Source organism: uncultured Mobiluncus sp. (assembly GCF_947087965.1).
In the GTDB taxonomy this organism is placed as follows: domain Bacteria; phylum Actinomycetota; class Actinomycetes; order Actinomycetales; family Actinomycetaceae; genus Mobiluncus.
Genome location: NZ_CAMUES010000003.1, coordinates 226,438 through 245,965, shown reverse-complemented (window position 1 = coordinate 245,965; position 19,528 = coordinate 226,438). Strand labels below are relative to the sequence as shown.

Annotated in this window: 19 protein-coding genes; 3 read left to right on the top strand and 16 right to left on the bottom strand. The window is 60.4% G+C overall.

Annotated elements, in window-relative coordinates:
• Positions 1-44: 44 nt before the first annotated feature.
• The 13 genes from purM to Q0V70_RS04995 form a co-directional block, all read right to left on the bottom strand.
• Positions 45-1,334 carry a phosphoribosylformylglycinamidine cyclo-ligase gene (gene purM, locus Q0V70_RS05055; protein WP_297589142.1) on the bottom strand — a complete coding sequence of 430 codons (1,290 nt, stop codon included), beginning with the start codon at positions 1,332-1,334 and terminating at the stop codon, positions 45-47.
• Between the two features lie 5 nt (positions 1,335-1,339).
• Positions 1,340-3,013 carry an amidophosphoribosyltransferase gene (gene purF, locus Q0V70_RS05050; RefSeq protein ID WP_297589140.1) on the bottom strand — a complete coding sequence of 558 codons (1,674 nt, stop codon included), beginning with the start codon at positions 3,011-3,013 and terminating at the stop codon, positions 1,340-1,342.
• 32 nt (positions 3,014-3,045) lie between these two features.
• On the bottom strand, positions 3,046-3,267 hold the full coding sequence (locus Q0V70_RS05045) for a DUF3073 domain-containing protein (RefSeq protein WP_295028679.1): 222 nt from the start codon (positions 3,265-3,267) through the stop codon (positions 3,046-3,048).
• 102 nt (positions 3,268-3,369) lie between these two features.
• Entirely contained in the window at positions 3,370-5,025 is a 1,656-nt protein-coding gene (locus Q0V70_RS05040) for an ABC transporter substrate-binding protein (protein WP_297589137.1), read from the bottom strand.
• A 277-nt stretch (positions 5,026-5,302) separates the two neighbouring features.
• Positions 5,303-5,605 (bottom strand): helix-turn-helix domain-containing protein, encoded by a 303-nt coding sequence (locus Q0V70_RS05035; RefSeq protein ID WP_297589135.1) that lies wholly within the window; start codon positions 5,603-5,605, stop codon positions 5,303-5,305.
• 38 nt (positions 5,606-5,643) lie between these two features.
• A complete protein-coding gene (locus tag Q0V70_RS05030; protein ID WP_282920930.1) occupies positions 5,644-5,877 on the bottom strand; it encodes a hypothetical protein in 234 nt (77 codons plus the stop codon).
• Complete coding sequence (locus Q0V70_RS05025) at positions 5,877-6,044, bottom strand: hypothetical protein (protein ID WP_297589132.1); 168 nt, start codon at positions 6,042-6,044, stop codon at positions 5,877-5,879. The genes Q0V70_RS05030 and Q0V70_RS05025 overlap by 1 nt, the downstream gene beginning before the upstream one ends.
• 258 nt (positions 6,045-6,302) lie before the next feature.
• Positions 6,303-7,253 (bottom strand): flagellin, encoded by a 951-nt coding sequence (locus Q0V70_RS05020; RefSeq protein WP_297589129.1) that lies wholly within the window; start codon positions 7,251-7,253, stop codon positions 6,303-6,305.
• A 233-nt stretch (positions 7,254-7,486) separates the two neighbouring features.
• Entirely contained in the window at positions 7,487-8,734 is a 1,248-nt protein-coding gene (locus tag Q0V70_RS05015; RefSeq protein ID WP_297589126.1) for a flagellin, read from the bottom strand.
• 244 nt (positions 8,735-8,978) lie between these two features.
• On the bottom strand, positions 8,979-9,386 hold the full coding sequence (locus tag Q0V70_RS05010) for a hypothetical protein (protein ID WP_297589123.1): 408 nt from the start codon (positions 9,384-9,386) through the stop codon (positions 8,979-8,981).
• Positions 9,383-9,568 (bottom strand): hypothetical protein, encoded by a 186-nt coding sequence (locus Q0V70_RS05005; protein WP_036324903.1) that lies wholly within the window; start codon positions 9,566-9,568, stop codon positions 9,383-9,385. Before Q0V70_RS05005 ends, Q0V70_RS05010 begins: the two co-directional genes overlap by 4 nt.
• A 713-nt stretch (positions 9,569-10,281) precedes the next feature.
• A complete protein-coding gene (locus Q0V70_RS05000) occupies positions 10,282-10,779 on the bottom strand; it encodes a flagellin (protein WP_297589120.1) in 498 nt (165 codons plus the stop codon).
• Between the two features lie 78 nt (positions 10,780-10,857).
• On the bottom strand, positions 10,858-11,553 hold the full coding sequence (locus tag Q0V70_RS04995) for a CDGSH iron-sulfur domain-containing protein (RefSeq protein ID WP_297589116.1): 696 nt from the start codon (positions 11,551-11,553) through the stop codon (positions 10,858-10,860).
• A gap of 429 nt (positions 11,554-11,982) precedes the next feature.
• Between Q0V70_RS04995 and Q0V70_RS04990 the strand changes: the two genes are divergently transcribed.
• Complete coding sequence (locus Q0V70_RS04990) at positions 11,983-12,882, top strand: hypothetical protein (RefSeq protein ID WP_297589114.1); 900 nt, start codon at positions 11,983-11,985, stop codon at positions 12,880-12,882.
• 44 nt (positions 12,883-12,926) lie between these two features.
• Here the strand turns inward: Q0V70_RS04990 and Q0V70_RS04985 are convergent, their stop codons facing one another.
• The gene (locus Q0V70_RS04985; protein WP_297589113.1) at positions 12,927-13,370 is read right to left on the bottom strand and encodes a sterol carrier family protein; all 444 of its coding nucleotides are present in this window, start codon (positions 13,368-13,370) and stop codon (positions 12,927-12,929) included.
• Positions 13,371-13,508: 138 nt separating this feature from the next.
• Here Q0V70_RS04985 and Q0V70_RS04980 point away from each other — a divergent pair, with 138 nt between their 5' ends.
• The gene (locus tag Q0V70_RS04980) at positions 13,509-14,294 is read left to right on the top strand and encodes a hypothetical protein (protein ID WP_297589110.1); all 786 of its coding nucleotides are present in this window, start codon (positions 13,509-13,511) and stop codon (positions 14,292-14,294) included.
• A 171-nt stretch (positions 14,295-14,465) separates the two neighbouring features.
• Here Q0V70_RS04980 and galK read toward each other — a convergent pair whose 3' ends face one another.
• Together galK and galT are read right to left on the bottom strand one after the other, a co-directional pair.
• Positions 14,466-15,836, bottom strand: coding sequence for a galactokinase (galK, locus tag Q0V70_RS04975; RefSeq protein WP_297589108.1), 1,371 nt, complete (start codon positions 15,834-15,836; stop codon positions 14,466-14,468).
• 113 nt (positions 15,837-15,949) lie between these two features.
• Positions 15,950-17,209, bottom strand: coding sequence for a galactose-1-phosphate uridylyltransferase (galT, locus tag Q0V70_RS04970; RefSeq protein WP_297589105.1), 1,260 nt, complete (start codon positions 17,207-17,209; stop codon positions 15,950-15,952).
• A gap of 203 nt (positions 17,210-17,412) precedes the next feature.
• Here galT and Q0V70_RS04965 point away from each other — a divergent pair, with 203 nt between their 5' ends.
• The gene (locus tag Q0V70_RS04965; protein ID WP_297589101.1) at positions 17,413-19,461 is read left to right on the top strand and encodes an NAD(+) synthase; all 2,049 of its coding nucleotides are present in this window, start codon (positions 17,413-17,415) and stop codon (positions 19,459-19,461) included.
• Positions 19,462-19,528 lie beyond the last annotated feature (67 nt).

Sequence of the window (19,528 nt, the reverse complement as noted above, 5' to 3'; positions counted from 1 at the left end):
GGCTATTCTCCCCCTATAGTCACGCTACCCACAGTAGCCCGGGCTTAAAACCGGTATTCACCGAGCATGGCTACAGTTCCTCCGGCGACCCCTTTAGTCCCCGAAATCTGGCGCTCACCTGCGGGAACACCGTCACTGACGCGTCCCATGATAAAAGCCTCCATGCCGGCTACCTGTGCCGCCATGATGGTGGCGGGCACGAAATCAGGATGCACGATAGCCGCCATACCCACGCCGAGGTTCCAGGTGTCCTCGGCACTGGTCACGTCCACCCCACCCAAATCCATCAGGTAGCGGAAAATCCCCGGCACTTGCCAAGTTGAACGATCCACGACCGCGTGCAGGCCGGCGGGAATAACCCGGCACAGATTCGCGGCTAAACCGCCTCCGGTCACGTGAGCAAACGCGTGAACCCGGTTTCCATCCAGCTCCCCGGCAAAATCACCAGCCTCACGGGCGGCGAGCCAGCCCGAATTCTCCAGTTCCAAACACAGCTGGGAATACAGTCGGGTCGGTTCCAGGCATGCCAGACCCACAGAATACTCAGCAGCTTCAGCAAACGGCGAGCCGCTGGTAGCCGTCACCCCGTAAGACTGGGGAATCGAGGAATGCCAATCCACCCCCGCATCAGCCACGATCCGGCGCACCAGGGAATACCCGTTGGAATGCAAACCGCTGGAAGCAAAACCCACCACCAGGTCTCCGGCACAAACCCGCTGGGGTCCGAGCAATCGAGGCGCATCCACGACCCCGGTCGCCGCCCCGGCCACATCAAAATCCTCGACTCCCAGCACTCCAGGATGTTCGGCCGTCTCGCCCGCCACCAGCGCGCAATCCACCGCCTGACAAGCCCGGGCGATGCCTTCGACCACGGCCGCAATCATCTGGGGGACGACCCGGCCACAGGCAATGTAATCGGTCATGAACAAGGGCCGCACCCCCGCCGGGGTGAGGTCGTCAACGACCATTCCCACCAGGTCTTGACCGATAGTGTCATAAATCCCCAGGGCTTTGGCCAGCTCAATCTTGGTGCCGACCCCGTCCGTAGACGTTGCCAACAGCGGGCGGCGCATGGCAGTCATCCCCGCGGCCGTGGCATCATAGAGGCCCGCAAACCCGCCGGTGCCGCCCAAAACTTCCGGCCCTTGGGTGGCTTGCACCGCAGTTTTCATCAGCTCCACCGCCCGGTCGCCAGCCTGGGTGTCCACTCCGGCGCGCGCGTAGGCGTTAGCCGAGCTGGCGGCACTTTCGGCCGGAATATCGGCCCGATGCTTGCCTGAAACTTCCCCGGAAAACCCGCCAGAATTCGCTTCTGAACTCAAGTCAGTATTCATGCCGGTCACTCCTTTCCCCCGCAGTAGGTCAATCCCAGCGGGAGAGCTCCCGCGGTCTCCAGGTCCGCCAAACGGGTGGGGTAACGCCCGGAGAAGCACGCGGTGCACAGCTCATTTTCGGGCTGGCCGGTAGCCTCGACCATGGACTCGTAAGACAGGTAGCCCAAGGTATCCGCCCCGATAGAACGGCAAATTTCGGGAATATCCATGCCGGTGGCGATGAGCTCGGCGCGGGTGGCGAAATCAATCCCGTAGTAGCACGGCCACATGACCGGCGGGCTGGAAATCCGCACGTGCACCTCGGCGGCGCCAGCCGCGCGCAGCATCTGGATGACGGCCCGTTGGGTGTTGCCCCGGACGATGGAATCATCGACCACAATCAGGCGTTTGCCTTCAATGACGGAACGCAGCGGGTTGAGTTTCAGGCGAATGCCCATCTGGCGCATGGCTTGGGTCGGCTGGATGAAAGTCCGGCCCACGTAGGCGTTTTTCACCAGGCCTTGCCCGAAGGGAATCCCGGATTCCTCGGCGTAGCCTATGGCGGCCGGCGTGCCGGAATCCGGAGTCGCCATGACCAGGTCGGCCTCGACCGGATGTTCGCGAGCCAGGGCGGCCCCCATCGAGCGGCGCGCGGCGGCGATGGAACGCTGCGCAATCGTGGTGTCCGGGCGGGCCAAGTACACGTATTCAAACACGCAGCCCGCGGGCCGAGCCGGGGCAAAAGTCTCAGAATGTACCCCGTTTTCGTTGATAGCAATTAGCTCGCCGGGCGCGATTTCACGCACGAAAGAGGCGCCAACGATGTCCAGCGCGGCGGTTTCGGAGGCGACCACCCACCCGTTTGACAGCCGTCCCATGACCAGGGGCCGAATCCCCTGCGGATCGCGCGCCGCGTACAGCGTAGTTTCGTCAATGAACGCCAGGGAATACGCACCGTCCAGCTTCGGCAGGATTTCCCGCATGACGCTCAGCAGCGGCGGCTCGCCCCCAATCGAAACGGCCTGGGTGGACACGGACTCAATGAGCTTCATCAGCAGCATCGTGTCTGACGAGGAATCCTGCAGGCCGTGAGCCTTTTGCTCTTTCACGTCAGCGACGGTTTGGGCAGCCGATTCCTCCATTTTTCGGGACGCAAAAGGGCGGGTGGCGGGTTTTCCGGTGGCGGGTGTTTCGGAGGCGTTCACAAGGCCGGTGCGGGCGGTTGCCGTGTCGGCGGCAGGTTTTCCGGCGGGGTCAACGGCGGCGGGTTTCCCGGCCGGTTTCCCTTCCGCGGGCAACAGCTCTTCCAGCAGACCCCGCGTGTTCACCAGGTTCCCGTTGTGCGCCATCGCGAGAGTGCCGAAAGCAGTGGGCCCCAGCGTGGGCTGGGCGTTTTGCCAAGAGGACATCCCGGCAGTCGAATAGCGAACGTGACCCAACGCGAGGTGACCTTGCAGGGAAGCCAAGTCCCGGTCTTTGAACACCTGAGAAACCAATCCCATGTCCTTGTAAACCAAAATCTTGGACCCGTCCGAAGCGGCGATACCAGCGGATTCCTGACCGCGATGCTGCAGGGCGTAAATGCCGAAATAGGTCAGGCGGGCCACGTCCTCGCCCGGTGCCCAGACACCAAAAACACCGCACTCATCGTGCGGTTTATCGTCAGAGTCGCATTGAGCCAAGTCAGCGGAACAGGTCATTGCAGCATTACCGAAGATGGGCAACCCCGGCTTCACGCGGCGTCCCCGCCATCATCCTGGTCATCATCAGCGTAATCAGCCCACTTGTCGTAATCGGGCTCAGCATATTTGGCGTAGGGATCATCGTCCCACGAATCCTCACCGGACTTACCTGATAGTTCCCGCTGCAGCGCCTCGAGATCCATTTCCGGACTCTCATATTTCAGTCGGCGTGCGACCTTTTGCTGCTTAGCTTTCTGGCGGCCACGGCCCATAGCCCGAGTCCCTCCTTGAAGTCACGATTAGTCAGCTTTTAGTCTATCCCCTGGCCTAAGATTATGCCACTTGTTTGACACCTTTCAGCTCGACTCCAGCGCTTAGTTCTGAGCAACTTTCCAATACTGCACACTGCCCCGCCAATTCGGCTCCACGTCTTTGACCTGCGGGGACCAGCCAATCAGGGACTTCGCGTGCCACAGCGGCAAAACCGGCAGGTCACGCAGCAATATCGCCTCGGCGCGTTGATATTCCCGGTTAGCCGCCGCGTCCTCACTCACGCCGCGCGCGTGATTCAAAACCGCGTCAAAATCCGGTGAGGAATACCCGACATTGTTGGCATACCCCCCGGTGGCAAAGCACGGCTGCAGGTAGGAATGCATCCCCGGATAGGGTGACTGCCAGTCCACCAGGAAAGCCGAGTCGATATCGCCGCGGGTCACGGCCATATCTATGGCGCGTTGATCGAGGTATGACTTGCCCGCAGTGTGAATCCCCAAAGTCGCGCCGATGGTCCCCAAAGCGACATCAATCCAGGCATTCAACCCGTTATCGGGCCGGGCGATGGTAAAGGTGTCTCCCGCTGTCCAGGGAGAAATCTGGTTCGCCTGATCCCACAAGCTGCGGGCGACATCAGGCCGGTAGGTCAGCACCTCGTTGCCGGGCAGTTTCACGGTGTGACCGGCAATGGTGGGGGTCACGAAATCGGTGGCGACCTGCCTGGTGCCGTTAAAGAAACGTTTGACGATGTCCTCACGGTTGATGGCTTGGGACACGGCGGCGCGGCGCAACCGGCCTTCGTCGGTGTTTAGGGCGAAATGCCCACTGGAGGGGATGGCCAGGAACTTCACGTGCGCCGAGGACACGGTGAGGGTGCGGTCGCCGAGCTGTTCGGTGAAGCTGTCTTTTGCGCTGTCGGGCAGTTCCTCGTCAATGTCCAAAGCGCCGCTGGTCAGGTCCTCGTAGGCTTGGTCCGGGTCGTGGTAGAACTTGAAAGCCAGTCCGGCATTCTGGGCCTGGCGCGGCCCGTGATAGCGCGCGTTCGGCACCAAAGTCAGCTGAATGCCGTGTTCCCAAGCGCCCTCCCGCGCCAGCATATATGGCCCGTAGCCGTAAGGGTTTTCCCCGAATCCCGATGTCACGTTGCCCGCCGCGTCAAATGCGGAATCCGGCAGCGGCACAAACGCCGGGTCGGTCAAACGCATCGGAAAATCGCAGGTCGGCTGGGTCAGGTGGACTTTGAAATGCGTGTCGCTCAGGCGCTGCAGGCCGGTCAAGTCTTGGTTCGCCGTGGCGGAAAAGCCCTCGATAGGCTCAAACAGCCCCGCTTTCCGGCGCCGATTCGAGGCTTTGGCGGCGTCGTTCCAAGCCCGGATGAAATTGTCGGCTTTCAGCTTGGTGCCGTCGGAAAACACTTCGCCCGAGCGAATCTGGATATCGTACTCCGTGCAGTCCGGGTTCGGCACCACCGCGGTGGCCAGCTCGTTTGCAATGGTTCCGTCCGGGTTCAGATAGGACAAGCCGGAAAATAGCAGGGTGGTGAACGTGGCTCCTGAGGAATAGGAGGAATCGGCCGGAATCAAGGATCGCTCCGGCTCGGTCGCCGCCGCGTTGATGAGGGTATCGGTTGAGGTCCCCGGTTTATTCAGGCTTTGGTTTGAGGTCGCGGGGCTGGAACACGCCACCAGTCCGGTGGCGGCGAGCGCCACCAGCGTTGCCAGCGCGACCCCCGCGGTCATTGTTTGCTTGATTTGCACCGGGCCTCCCCTGAGCCGTTTTGTCCCTTACGTTTTTATCTTACCGATTCGCCCCGTGCGCGCGGGGTTTTGGGGCTGGCCGGGGAATCAGGGTGTACAAGCTGGGTTGTGCCTAAAAGGGGAGAATAGCCGGGTAGCTGCCATTATTGGCAGCCACCCGGCTATTCTCCCCCTATAATCCACGCAAGCCCCGAAACCCGGTATCAAACAGCCCCTAAATTCCTCGGACAACCCGGAATAAAACCTATTAATTCGGCTCGGCGTGATGCCACCGAGCTCAGGCTATCCGCACGGACTCGTCTCCGAACTGAGCGATGAGCTGGAGTTTGCCGCCCAAAGCGGCGACATAACGCTGCAACGTGCTGACCTGGGTCTGAGCCAGGTTCCCCCGCTCGATGGAGGAAACCCGGGCCTGGTTGACTTCGAGTTTCTGCGCCAGCTGAGCTTGCGTCATGGCGTTTTCCTCGCGCAGCTCGCGCAAACGGTAAGCGCGCGTCTGCGCCAGCATCCGCTGTTTGTGCGCTTCCACAGCCTCCCGGTCCGGTTGCCGCTTCGCTTTCAATTCATCCAGAGTCGTCATCACTCCCACCTTGTATCCCGTGCAAACCCCGATAGCGGCTAGGCCGGGATCAAATACGACTCCAAAGCCTTGCGCATGACATCCAGTTGACTTTGCCCGTCCTTGACGGCTCGCTCATGCAAAAGCTGGGAAAGCTGCGGAGGAAGAAGCTCGATTGCTCCAGCGCCGAACCGAACAGTGGCGGCACGAAGCTCGCTGTCCGATAGGCCGCGCTCAAAGTGCTCAGCGATGTCTATTTCCTCCGGGGTCATTTCCTCATGTATCACTGTCATTACCGTCTCCTTTGGATTTCCTCGACATATTTCCGCCTGGCTTTCATCGTGTGAGGGGTTCGCACATCGTCGTCCATCATCGCTCCAACCTCGATGAGCTGCCCCGACGTATCAAATCCCAGGCGGATAACTTTGTGCGGGTCGTCGTGTTCGATTATCTCGCACACAAAAACGCTGAACGCCTGTTCAATATCTTTAGTCGAACACCCATGTTTCAGCGCCGACCGGTAGATATGCAGTTCCGTGACCTTATTTTACCGCACAAGGCCGGTGCGGGGGCGGCGGGGTCACAAGGCCGGTGCGGAGGGGGCACGGCGGGGCAGCCGTGGTGCGGGGGCGGCGGGGTTAAATGGGGGAACCCCCGCCGGGGCGGGGGTTCCGATAAGCTAGAGCCGGGTTACGGCCAGGCTGTCTGTCATGTCCGATTAGCGGAGCAGGGACAGAACGGTCTGGGGAACCTGGTTGGCTTGGGCCAGCATGGAAGTGCCGGCTTGCTGCAGAATCTGGCTGCGAGTGAACTGCATCATTTCCTCGGCCATATCCGTGTCGCGGATACGAGACTCGGAAGCGGACAGGTTCTCGACCGCCACATTCAGGTTGTTGATCGTGTGCTCGAAACGGTTCTGGACCGAGCCGAAATCAGAACGCAACTTGGACACGTTCTGGATGGTTTCATCAATCTTAGCCAGTTCAGCCTGGTAAGCAGCGTGATCCTTAAGCTTGGCGTCAGCAGCTTTACCGGAAACCGAGTAAGCGACATCAAGCTTCGCCATAGTGGTGGTAAACAAGTCCTCCAGCTTAACACCGATGTCGTCAACCTGTGCCTCACCGTTAGCACCGACCTGGAAATTTAACGTATTCTTGGAAGCGCCCCACCAGGTCTTTTGATCAGTATTTTCCTTAATTGCGAATTCAGCGGCACCGGTAACCACCTTATCCTTGGCAATCGCTTCGCCGTTCCACAGGAGCTTGCGACCATCGAAGTTGGTGGAAGCTCCCACACGAACCAGCTCCATCTTAAGCTGACCCATTTCCTGCTCAATGTAAGCACGAGCCTTTCCATCGTTGGTGTCGTTCGCACCCTTGACAGCCAGCTCACGCATACGCTGGAGCATGTCGTGAACCTCATTCAGCGCACCTTCAGCGGTCTGAACCACCGAGATACCATCCTGAGCGTTCTTAACCGCCTGCTTGTTACCGCGAACCTGGGAGCGCAAGCCCTCAGAAATCGCCAAGCCGGACGAGTCATCGGCAGCCCGGTTAATCCGGAAACCAGACGACAACTTCTCCAGGGACTTGCCCAGAGACGTCTGGGTCATGGACAAGTTACGGTAGCTGTTCATAGCCATGATGTTCTGATTGATAGACAAAGCCATTTTAAAATCCTCCTGATTAGACCAGTCGGCAATTTACCGTCCTGGTAGCCTTGCGTCAGACTTCCTGTCCGACAAACTACTCAATCGGATGGCAGACAAGAAACTTTAGGAAATTCATTTCCGATATTTAATTTTACTGCAATTGTTTGCATAATCAAGGAAAAATTCCCGATAAACTCACATCGTTCGTTTGTCTGGGACGGGACAAACCGGGGAAACACCCCGATTTCGGGCTAGGCAGCGCTCAGCAACGACAGAACTCCGCGGGGAGCGGACAGCGCCTGAGACAATACTGCTCGGGACGATTGGCTCAGGATCCGGCCCCGCATAAAATTCACAGATTCGGCCGCCAGATCTGCATCCTGCATACGGCTTTGCGCCGCGCAGAGGTTTTCCACCGAGACGTTCAAGTTATTAATCGTGTGTTCGAAGCGATTCATCAACGCGCCGAGCGTGGCACGCGCCCCGGAAATGACCTGAATCTGATCATCGATGTTCTCGATAGAGCGCTGAAACGCCTCGTGGTCGGCGTCCTGGGGAATGTGGCCAATCTGATTCTTGGCAATGTCGGTGACATCAACAAAGGTAATCGCGATGACTTCCGCATCTGAGGCGTTCGCGCCAATCTGGAAACGCAGCGCATCAGCGGGCTCCACGTATTTGCCGCCCAAAATCCGCCGCCCCATCGCCTCGGTGACCTGGCCGATTCGCCCGATTTCCACGCGGATAGCGTCCATCTCAGAACCGATTTGCGCCCGGGCGGACACGGAATACGTGTCGTTAGCACCCTGGACCGCCAGCTGGCGCATCCGCTGGAGCATATCGTGAACCGTAGACAACACGCCTTCTGCCGTCTGAGTCAGGGAAATCCCGTCTTGGGCGTTCTTAATCGCCTGACGGTTGCCGAGGACCTGGGTTTTCAGCCCCTGAACCAACGCCAGGCCGGAAGAATCATCGGCGGCCGAATTAATGCGTTTACCCGAGGACAGACGCTGCAGAGATTGGTGCAAAATCTGTTCCGCGCTCACGTTATAGCGGTAAGCATTGAGAGCCATCACATTAGTGGCGATGCTGCGCGGAGCTCCCCCGCGGCTAGCGTTGGCACGCGGCGCGGCCCCCAGTGGGACCAGCACGGCGTAACGCGAGTAGGCCCCCGCCGCAGACTTGGATGCACCGGAAACGGAATCCGCGCCAGACGCGCGAGACGAACCGGGCACACCGGGCAAATCGGACGCATCGGGAGAACCAGGCTCACCGGAACGGGAAAATCCAGGTAGCGAGTCGAGGGAAAGATCCGCATCGGAGGACTCCCCCAGTGACAGAGGCGCATCAGCGCGGGACTCGGTGCCAGACGAGTACGTACCAGCAGACCGATTCTGAAAAGGCTCGGCAAAATCATCGGTGTCGGGCGCAGAAAAACCCGCCGCTGACATGCCTGCTGACACCGCGGCGGAGTATCCATCCACACTTAACGTGGTCATCGCTCCCACCATCCTTGGGGTCTTTTTGAAGGGTCAGACACCTCGCGTCAACCCATCATCGAGGAACATGCCTTGCCCTCGCACGGGGCGGATTTCGATTATTCCCGAAATCACACCGCAAAATTTAGTGTAAGGCGCGGCGGGCGAAATGTGAACAGTTCGAATTAAATTGTACAAATGACAGGACAAATGCCGCACGCCCGGGGAATGCACCCAAAAGGCCTATTGAACAGGAGGACACGCCTTAGGCATGGGCAAGTTGGGACACGCGCTGAGGGCTGACCCCCATCAAAGTGGCTATGTCGCGCACGCCTAGGTTGGCCTTTTTCAGTTTTGCGACCGCGGAACGCGAAGCGGCGGCAACTTTCGCCTCGGCATCGCGGGCTTGCGCGGCAGCCTCTTTATATTTTTCAACTTCGCTAATGTATTCAGCCATGTCGACAACGATGTGGACATCGAAAGTGTCTTCCGGGCGGCCGGTCATCAGGGCTGAAGCGTCCTTGACCATGTCCACCAGCTGATCCAGGCGCTTCGCCTGTGTGCCGTATTCCTTGCCATCGCAAGTGAAGTCGGCCACCCACCAGCCGTTTTCACGGATAGCATGGGCGGTGATGTCGGTCATCTTCTGGGTTTTTGGGGTTTTTACGGTCATCGGCTTGCCCTCCTGATAATGCCCTTAGCAAGGTGTTCCTGGATTTCGCGGTGGCGCGGGATTGGCTCGGACCATTGCCCTATGCGGACTTTGGTGTGATTGCCGCCTTCTTCGAGTTCCAGCGATTCGCCTTTGCGGCTTGCGATATCGGCAAGGCGTTTCAGCAAGTCGCGGCGTTTCATGGATTAATACTAGGGTACTTGAACGATTAATTCAAGGGTTCTTTACTAATAGCATCGGATTGCCACCTGAGGCCAATATACACAAGGAAAAAGGACACATCCCCCCCGCCGAGACCAAGCAGCCCCAACGTAAGAAATCTGAAAATGTCGCGACTGAGTGCGCAAATTCGTCAAAAAACCGGTGCCATATCGCTAGCAAAGTCGCGCGCTACCCATGCCGGCAAACAAGGAACACCCCGCACTACAGACGGGTTCGCAGCGCCGTCCAACAAGCGCGTTAGTAAAACGGAAACAATGGACTTGAGCATTTGCTCCGGAAGAATAGATACAAAGATATCATCCATGCCTCTTGTCGTGTGGGGGGATGGAAAAGTTTGCTGGGGAATGCCCTTGAACCCAGAACAATCGCAGTGAACACAGTGAAATCTGGGTGTATCAGACATGAGATAGATTGCAAAGCGAAATACTCCCCAAGGAAGCACAGAAACATCAGTTGAGTTAATCATGTGTTTCTGTTGTGTGCGGGAACCTAAAAACCAGCACCAACCCGAGAACGCAACCAAGGAGACAACGACGCAGGGCGAGTGTAATCCAGAGCTTGCTCTAGCATTACCGAACCCCAGGAGGTTGCGCGGTAATCCGCAGGATTATCGCTGCTATTGAACGGAAAAATCGGGGCGGGTTATGCGTGAGGCGGGGAAACGTGGCGCGCGTCAGGCGGCGTTGAGCAGGGCCAGAACGCCACGGGGGTTGTTGATGGAATGTGTCAACATCGCGTTGGAAGATTGGGACAAAATGCGGGCACACATGAAGTTGACGGCTTCGGCAGGCATGTCGGCGTCCTTAATTCGGGAGCTCGTTGCTGCATAATTTTCCGCCATCACGTTCAGGTTGTTAATCGTGTGTTCGAAGCGGGCCTGGATGGCACCGAGTTTGCCGCGGGCACTGGATATGGTCGTAATCTGGGTGTGAATGTTTCCGATGGCCTTGCGGAAGGCTTCGTGATTGGCGTCCTGGGGGATGTAGCCGAGTTGCGCGTGGGCAATGTCAACCACGTCAACGAAGGTGACGGCGATGGTGTCCATGTCGGTGGCGTTCGCGCCGATTTGGAAGCGCAAAGCGTCGGCCGGTTCGGTGTAGCGCCCGCCCAGCGATGCGCGCCCCGCGGTGCCCGCCCGCCACGCGCAGACCCGGCAAATCAGGGCGGTCACCAGCCGTGATGTCGGGCTCTGTCTGTTGGTCGCAGTCGACCGTACCAGCAGACCCCGCCAGCCCACGATCCGCCGAGGTCAGCCGTTGATATGCCCATCATCGAAGCCGATATTCACGTGGCTGGCGTCACAGAACGGGGTGTTCTTGGTGTCCGCACAGCGGCAGAGCACGTAGCGATTTTGCACCGGGTAAGTTTCGCCGTTCGCGTCCGTCAGCGGGATCCCGCCCTGGACGTAGATTCCGGCAGAACAATCATTTTGGGGGTCTTGGGCGATGACCACCAGCGGTTCCAAGTCCGGTTCCAGCACGTTGCCCTGCGCGTCCAGGCGCGTCAAACGACCGGCCGGGCATTCGTCAATCACCTTGGTGGCCGCCGCCACCTCAGCCGGAGTTTGCGCCGTGGCGACCTGCGTCCACGCATCCCCGGCAGGTCCGTGACAGAACCGGGCGTAAGCGCAGCGCCCATCATCACCCATCCGCAGCTGGGGACCTTCCACAATGTCGATACGTTCGGTATAAGGCTGGTGATTGGCCGTTTCCGTACCTGCAAAGTCCGCCTGACGGTGCGAACCGTCACAAAATGGCTTGTCATGCGACAGTCCGCAGCGGCACAGGGCATAAGTTTCGCTCTGAGGCAGGGCGCGACCCGGATCCCAGGTGTAGCCCGGCCCCTCGGGGTGAATCCGCGCTTCTCGCAGCGGTACCCCGCCGGTCACCAGGTAGGGCCCGCCCGCGCTGACTTTGATTCCCATTCCCTTTGCTGACTGAGACATCGCAAACTCCTCGGTGAAACTTGACCATCAAAGGGTCAATAAAGTTTATAGAATCCGTACAGAACTGTACTCGCAATAACCGCCTCGCGCGCGAGATAGGCCGGCTAACCACACTCGCACCAGACCGGGGAGGACCGGCGGGGGAAACGAGCGTCCGTGCCTGAAAAAATGCTGAATTAAATCCGAGTTTTCCTCGAATTTGCAATAATTTCGCCCCTTACCGGGCGGTAATTTTTCCCGCCAAAAACGAGCGTTAGTAAAGGTCAAGGCGACACGCCGAGTTCAATTGTCCTGACAATTCCCTGAAATGGCGTTTTCCTGCAGAAATGGCCCGTAATATTTCTAATGCGGCAGTGAAAACTGCCGAATATGTCAGGTGTAAGTCACCGAGGCTAATGAACGCCGAACAAATCGATATTGGAGTCGTAGATGCAGCTGAATGGTTTGGGCAGTTACCGGGCTAATAACCTAAGCACCCCGTGGAACAATGCCGCAACCTCCAAAGAACTCGCCGCCGCACACCCGAACGCCTCGGGTCTCAGCGCCGGTCTGAGCGCGCTGCGCGGAGCCACCAAGGCCGCCCCGGTTACCCCCACAAACACCCAGGTCAACACCAATACAGCCAAGGTTGACGACTTTGGCGACGAAGTACAGGTTTCCCCCACCGCCAACACTCGGGCGGAAGTCGCCACCGAAAACTTTAAATCCCAGACCGCCCAAGCCGCAGTCACCACGGCCAACGTGGTCAATGAATCCTTGGGCAAAGCCGACGAAGTACTGTCCGGCATGAAAACCATCGTGACGGAACTGTCCAACCAGTCCCTGACCGGCGCTCGTCGCACCGAACTGGCCGAAGCCTTCGGACTGCTGGCACAGCGCCTGGATAGCCTGGCTGACAACGAATCTTTCGCCGGTCACAAGACGCTGGACGGCCGGTTCCGCGCCACCTTTACCGTTGGCGATACCGCCCGCATCACCATTGACGCCACCCTGCCCAACGGCAAGGGGTTCAACACCGAAGGTCTGGGGCTACAGGGCTTCGCCAGTCTGCTGGCCGCACCGAACGCCAACCCCGCAATCTCACAAGGTCTAGACATCGCCCAGAACGCAGTCGCCCAGGTCCGCACCGGTTTGAACGATGCGACCGCCTCGACCGTAGACGCGATGACCTCCAGCTCCAAGCTGTTGAGCGCGGCCATCGGCGGCACCCCCGCCCTGGCTCAGAACTTGGTCACCCGCACGATGTCACAGCTGGCCCAATCCGGTGTCGCCGCTTTCACCGCCCAAGCGAACACGGCGACGTCTTCCGCCCTGCGGTTGCTGTCCTAAGTGGGCGGATGCCCCGTCACGTTCACAAGTCGTCCCGCGGCGGGTTAGATTCGTAGCGGCAACAGCTCCCCCAAGTCGGCACGATTCCCCGAAGCCGCCACCAACCCTTGTGAAATGGCAGTTGACCAGGGCAAAACCCCAACCGCTAACGCCAGCCACACCTCGGCAGGCATCTCGACGACCGCCGGCGGAGTCCCGCGCCGATGCGTCGTCCCCGGCAGAATCTGTACCGCCCCGAACGGCGGGACCCGCACCTCCACCGCCTGACCCGGCGCCCGCACTTCCAATAGCTGCAGGGTAAACCGGACCGCGGTCGCTACCGTAGCCCGCGGCACGGCAGCACTCAAACCTGACAATTGTCCTATCAAACCCTGAGAACGCCGCGGCGGCACAGTCGCCTCAGACCCGGCTTCGGAGACGCCGCAAACCCCGGAAATCCAAGCGGAAACCGCGGCCCGACCGGACGCGTCAGAAATTTTCTTTGCCACGAATATCAAATCTTTCTATTCCCAGGTTGCTTTCAGGATGCTATCATTGATTCAACAGCTTGGTGATCAGGCGGGTCACCAATAACAAACTTAATGTCCCAGGATTACCGGAACGACGATACGCTAAGGAAGGCCATCATGGTTGTTCAACTCACTACCAATACCAATCCCAGCCTGCTGGCGATGCAGCAGACAGCACAGAGCGCTGCGACTCGGAAAACCGAATCCCTCCAGCAAGCCGCCGCGCCCAGCCGTGTCGACTCCCTGGATTTGCGGGCAAATCCGCTGGCCACCAAAATCGGCCAGACTCACCAGACACTGCACGAAGCTCAGCGCGGGGTGGAAGTTTTGCGTGTCGCCAACGAAAACTTGGATATCGCCGCGCAGCACCTGGAGTGGATTCACAGCGTAGTCGCCGCCGGTAAATCCGATCCCTCCGCCCGTCTGGCGCTGGCTGACGGATTGGCGCAACTGGATCAGACCCTGCACGGGGCGCGCTACCAGGGCGAAGCTGTCCTGGACGGCACAGATTTCTCCATTGCTCCCGGCGCACATGGCGCGGGCGTGACCATTGCAGTCGGCTCCCCGGATTTGCGCGACCTGGCCTCCCTGCTGGCCACCGGCGGACGCGGAATCGCGGCTATCAACCTGGACGACAAAGCCGCCTCGATGAAATCCGTGGAACATGCTGATTTGCTGCTGTCCCACGCCAAGATTCAAATCGCGGCGCAAACGTTCGCACTGGGCGGGCTGTTTAACTCCCTGACCGGCAACCTTGATGAAATCGGCGGTCCTGCGATGACCCCCGATCAGGCTGGCGCCGCCACGCAAAGCACCCAGTCCTCGATTACTGCTGCACCGCAAGCCGCGACCGCGGCCCACAGCATCAGCACCGCCGCCGCTGAAAACTTGTTGATGAACTAAGACCATAGAGACGCGGGGGCCGGTCCTTTACGGGGCCGGCCTTTTGCTGTCTAAGTATTGCTGGCCCAAGCCCGGCGGGGTCCGGGTCTATTGCTGAGCTAGCCTTTCGCTGCGGGGCTAGCCGAAACGCGTCCCGCCGCCGAACCGACCTTGTGACGACCCGACCGCGGGCTACACCCGACCGGCAGCTGCGGAAGGCTCACCCACCAGGAACGCCGGCGGTTCCCAGCCGGCCTGGCTAAACGCGGCAGTCACATCACGCGCAACCCGGTCTACGTCATCCAGATGAACCAACGCGATGGCGCAACCGCCGAAACCTCCGCCCGTCATCCGCGCCCCTAACGCTCCGGCGTCCAACGCCGCTTGGACCGCCAAATCCAACTCCGGGCAGCTCACCTCATAGTCGACCCGCAGAGACTCGTGAGACTCGTTCATCATCTGGCCCAGTTTGCCCCAATCCACCGTGGGACGCATCAACTCGTAAGCAAAGTTGCGGGTCCGCACGATTTCCGTCAGCACGTGGCGCGCCCGGCGAAACACTTCCGCGGCCGCTTCGCCCTCACCCAGACGCTTGGACAAACGCGGCAGAATCGTAGCAATGTCGGGGTTTTCCAGCGGCCGGTCGAAATCTGCAGGCTGCAGTACGCCCACCAGCTCACCCAGGAACTCCACGCCCATAGCCGCGGCCGCAATCTCACAGGTCTGGCGGCGCGCCGCATATTGGCCATCAGCCAAATCATGACGCGCCCGCGTATCGATGACCAGCAGCTCCATCCCCGCTTTTGCCAGCGCAAACGGGAAATCTATCGTCTCAAAAGTCCGGCAATCCAGCAGGAACACCTGATTGGGGTGGCTCAGCAGCGCCGCCGCCTGATCCAACCCGCCGGTGGGCGCTCCGACATAAAAGTTTTCCGCCCGCCGACCCGCGTCAACCAGCTGGTGACGGCCTGGAATCGAGTCGGCCAAACCAAACCCGCACAGCGCGTCAACCCCGACCGCCACGGCACATTCTAACGCCGCCGATGAGGACAGCCCCGACCCCAGCGGCACGCAGGAATCCACCGCAATATCGAAGCCGGTCGCCGCCCCCGGGCGTTCCAACACGTCCTCCAGACTCAGAATCGTGCCGCCCACGTAAGCCGCCGGGCCGCGGACCAGGCGCGAACCGTCCTCGGGAATCGCGTCCGTCAGGCCCCGGGAAAACTCGTCCAAGTCCAGTTCCAGCGCCTCGCTGCCGGGGGCAAATTGGGCCGAAATGAGGCGTAACCGGCGATCCGAGCGCGGGCGCATCGCGGCATAAGTCGCGTGGGGCAGGGCCATCGGTAACGCGACCCCGCCGTTGTAATCCGTGTGCTCCCCGATGACATTGACCCGTCCCGGGGCGCGAAACACGCCCGCTGGCTCGGTTCCAAACGTGTTGCGGAACAGGTCGGTGACACGTTCAGCGCCCTGCTCCACCGGGTAAGGGTCCATAAATAGCGGCTGGGATTGGTCCGGGGTGGCCAGGGCGTTGCCCGGAGTGGCGGGGGTGGCGTCGCTCATGTTTTGCCTCGTTTCGTGGTCTGGGTTTGGGTATCAAGTTGTAAAGGGCGGTTGACTTAGTTTACCGACCGGGTGGCCGGGCAGGGAGTCGGGCGCGTAGCGGAGTCGGCGGTTTAGTGGAAAGTCGTGGGGTAATCTAGCCCCGCAAAAGCGTCCAGTTCCACGCACTCGCGCGCCGCCTGACGGGCGCGAGTGGCAATCCGTTCCGGGGTCGTGTCGGAAATCCAGGCACCCATCCCCGATTCGGAACCCGCCAGGTACTTGAGTTTCCCCGGCGCGCGCTGGAAAGAGAAAAACTCGCAATGCAAGCCCAGCTGGCCGCGACCGTCCGCGGAAGCCACCGGCGCTTGATGCCACGCCGAAATATAGTTGACCGGCAGATACGCCCCCGGCTGCGCGTCCTCGCCACGGGCCGGCTCGCGATGAAAATGGTTCGCCACAATCATCATCTTCAGGTAAATATCGGCCAGCGACTCGCGCTGCGCCGCATCCAGAGCCGCAAAATCCGGCACGATACGCCGCGGCACCAGGTGAAACTCGATGGGCCAGCGGGCCGCGACCGGAACGTAGAGCACCCAGTGGGCGTTTTGTGCAACCAGGCGCGTGCCCGCCCTGACTTCTGCGTCCCGCACGGAGGCGATGAGGTTCACCTCGGGGTCGCCGGTTTTATCCGCCAGGGCGCGAGCTTGGCGCAGCATCGCCGCGGTCTTCGGCGTCAAGTAAGGGTAAGCATAGATTTGCCCGTGGGGATGCGACAGGGTCACCCCGATGTCCTCGCCGTGATTTTCAAAGACAAAAACCTGTTTGATCTGGGGTAACGCCGAGAGCGCGGCGGTGCGGTCAGCCCAAGCCTCAATGACGGTTCGCATCCGCCCCGGCCCCATCGAAACCAGGTTCGTGTGCAAATCCGGGCCGAAACACACGACTTCGCAACGCCCATTGGCGGGACGCTCACAGAACAAGTCCTGGCCATCCGGGTGAGTTTCGGCATTGTTTACGCCGGGGACTTCCAGCAGGGAGGGGAAACGGTTTTCAAAAACCACCACGTCATAGTCAGTGTCCGGGATTTCGCCGTCTTGGTAAGTCGCGCCCGGACGCGCTGGGCCCAGCGGATTGGCGTCGGCGGGCGGTAGGAAAGTGCGGTTCATGCGGTGAGCCGCCATCGGAATCCAATCCCCCGTCAACGGGTCGCGGCGCATAATCGGGCCCGACACCGCCGTTCCATCCCCCGGCTCAAACCGAGGTGGCAGCGGACGCGGATCGTCACTGCGGCGAGTCGCCGCCCCGGACACATAGGGCTCAGAATCGTCAAAATAGAACAAATCGCGGCCATCAGCCAGTTTTATCGCAGTTTTTCGTACCAGGTGTTCCATCACGTACCCCTTTCGGGTTAATTCTAAGCGGAATGCGCGGCCAAAGTGTGGGTATGTGCCAAGTCCGCGCATCTGGGTCAGTCGGGGCGAACCGTGTCGGAGTCGGTGGTGCGCGCGGGGGCGAATCAACGAATCGGTGAAGCGACGGATTGGCAGATTGGCGGAGAGGGCCGTGGGCGGCACGGGGCGACTAAACTGGTTTCATGGATAACATCTATGCTCATGGAATCGCGCGCGTAGCCAGCGCGACTTTTACGATTCAGCTGGGAGACCCCCACGCCAATGCCCGCCAAATCGTCGAACTGGCCCGGGCCGCCGCCGCCCAACACGCCGCCCTGGTGGTGTTTCCCCAAGACTGCCTGACCGGCGTCACCCTTGGGGATTGGGGTGCGAACACTGCGGTCGCCAACGCCACCGTTTCAGCGCTGCACTGGATTGCGACCCAGACCGCGGATTTGTCGATTGTGACCATAGTGGGGGCGCGCCTCGGCGGGGTGTCGAGAGCGGTGTCCATCTGGGGCGGAGAGGTCCACGACGACTTAGACCAGAGCTGGGGATTTTCCGCCACGAACCTGCCCGGACTGCATATTTTGCCGGTCGTCGGTTCACTAAACCGGCTGGCCGCAGCCGACAACCCGGCTCCCATCAGCTTCTATACCCGCAACTCTTTCGGCGCCGCCATGTCGGGGAATTCCTTGCCCTCCGCCACCGTCATCGCCCACCTGGCCGCACCGGCACACACGGTCGGTTCCACTCGCCACCTGCACCGCGCGGCTCGCGCCCTCTCTGCGGACCTGCACCTGGCAGTCGTACAAACGATTGGCTCTCACGGCGAATCCTCCACCGATGGGGCCTACAGCGCCAGCGGATTTATTGCCGCTGACGGCCAGGTCCTGGCTGCGGAAACACACCTGAACAGTGCCGGTTTGACCCTGGCCGACATCGTGTTGCCCGAACTGGCGCGAGCGGTGCGCTACACCGGCCCGGGCTATACCGAACTGACCGGGTACGGAAACTTCGAGGTGGCGCTGGATTTGGACACCGAGATTCCCCTGCTGGAGCCGCCCGCGCAGCGTCCCCTGGTTCCCGTGACGAACCGGCGCTACCGGGCTGACCTGCGCGAAGCCTTTGATATACAGCGCGATGCCCTGGTGCGGCGCCTGCAGGCGTTGGGGAATGCGAACATTATCTTGGGGATTTCCGGCGGCCTAGACTCCACCCTGGCCCTGCTGGTCGCTAAAGCGGCTAAAGCTGCGCGCGACAGCGCTTTAGCGCATGAGTCGGCGCGGCAAACGGCGGAGCCGAACCGCGACAGCAACGATTGCGGACCGGAGATTCTCACCTTTACCCTGCCGGGCTTCGCCACTTCGGAACACACGAAAGGCAACGCCCAAAAACTCGCCGCCGCGCTCGGGGTGAACTGCGAACTTATCGACATCCGGCCAACTGCGACCGAAATGTTGAAAACGATGGGACATCCCGCCGGACACGGCGAGGCGGTCTATGACATCACGTTTGAGAACGTTCAAGCCGGGCTGCGCAGCGACTACCTGTTCCGGCTGGCCAATCAGCGCCGCGGGTTCGTGCTGGGGACCGGGGATTTGTCCGAAAGCGCGCTAGGGTGGACGACTTACGGAGTCGGGGATCACATGAGCCACTATTCGGTGAACTGCGGCGTGCCCAAGTCGATGATGCCCGATTTGATTCGTGAGGCCGCCGAGGTGCTCATCGAACGGGAGTTAGTTGCTGACCCCGCGGGCTTGCTGGACACGGTGGAATCCATCATCGCCACCGATGTCACCCCGGAGCTGATTCCCGACCACGACAGCAACGGGAAAATCGCGCACCAGACCACAGAGGGGTCAATCGGGCCGTACCTGTTGCACGATTTCTTCCTGTATCACACGCTGCGGGGAGCCGGACCTGACCTGGTCGGATTCCTGGCGCTGGCGGCGTTCACCAAACCCGCGGGGTGTGCGTGTCAGGACGCCGGGGATAAGTGTCAGGACACCAGGGACGCGAAAGACTCCACGGGCAGCTGGTCAAACGAGGGCCGCTACTTTAGCCGCGAGGAAGTCCTGAAATGGCTGGAAGTGTTTTACCGCCGCTTCCTGACCCAGCAGTACAAGCGCTCTACCTCGGTCGATGGGCCGGTCATCTGGGAGGGCATGACGCTGTCGCCCCGCGCCGGATTCAACTTCCCCTCGGATTTATCCCCCGCGGCCGCCCTGGCGCAACTGAAAAACCTGTAACCCGACGCTGGAAAATTCGTTCGATACCCGCGCGGGTATGGATAACCTGGCCAAAAGCGGCTCAAAA

What these genes read in the sequence shown, in the direction of transcription:
- purM (WP_297589142.1), bottom strand. Translation starts at nt 1,334, where the DNA reads ATGAATACTGACTTGAGTTCAGAAGCGAATTCTGGCGGGTTTTCCGGG.
- purF (WP_297589140.1), bottom strand. Translation starts at nt 3,013, where the DNA reads ATGACCTGTTCCGCTGACTTGGCTCAATGCGACTCTGACGATAAACCG.
- Q0V70_RS05045 (WP_295028679.1), bottom strand. Translation starts at nt 3,267, where the DNA reads ATGGGCCGTGGCCGCCAGAAAGCTAAGCAGCAAAAGGTCGCACGCCGA.
- Q0V70_RS05035 (WP_297589135.1), bottom strand. Translation starts at nt 5,605, where the DNA reads ATGACGACTCTGGATGAATTGAAAGCGAAGCGGCAACCGGACCGGGAG.
- Q0V70_RS05030 (WP_282920930.1), bottom strand. Translation starts at nt 5,877, where the DNA reads ATGACAGTGATACATGAGGAAATGACCCCGGAGGAAATAGACATCGCT.
- Q0V70_RS05020 (WP_297589129.1), bottom strand. Translation starts at nt 7,253, where the DNA reads ATGGCTTTGTCTATCAATCAGAACATCATGGCTATGAACAGCTACCGT.
- Q0V70_RS05015 (WP_297589126.1), bottom strand. Translation starts at nt 8,734, where the DNA reads ATGACCACGTTAAGTGTGGATGGATACTCCGCCGCGGTGTCAGCAGGC.
- Q0V70_RS05010 (WP_297589123.1), bottom strand. Translation starts at nt 9,386, where the DNA reads ATGACCGTAAAAACCCCAAAAACCCAGAAGATGACCGACATCACCGCC.
- Q0V70_RS05005 (WP_036324903.1), bottom strand. Translation starts at nt 9,568, where the DNA reads ATGAAACGCCGCGACTTGCTGAAACGCCTTGCCGATATCGCAAGCCGC.
- Q0V70_RS04995 (WP_297589116.1), bottom strand. Translation starts at nt 11,553, where the DNA reads ATGTCTCAGTCAGCAAAGGGAATGGGAATCAAAGTCAGCGCGGGCGGG.
- Q0V70_RS04990 (WP_297589114.1), top strand. Translation starts at nt 11,983, where the DNA reads ATGCAGCTGAATGGTTTGGGCAGTTACCGGGCTAATAACCTAAGCACC.
- Q0V70_RS04980 (WP_297589110.1), top strand. Translation starts at nt 13,509, where the DNA reads ATGGTTGTTCAACTCACTACCAATACCAATCCCAGCCTGCTGGCGATG.
- galK (WP_297589108.1), bottom strand. Translation starts at nt 15,836, where the DNA reads ATGAGCGACGCCACCCCCGCCACTCCGGGCAACGCCCTGGCCACCCCG.
- galT (WP_297589105.1), bottom strand. Translation starts at nt 17,209, where the DNA reads ATGGAACACCTGGTACGAAAAACTGCGATAAAACTGGCTGATGGCCGC.
- Q0V70_RS04965 (WP_297589101.1), top strand. Translation starts at nt 17,413, where the DNA reads ATGGATAACATCTATGCTCATGGAATCGCGCGCGTAGCCAGCGCGACT.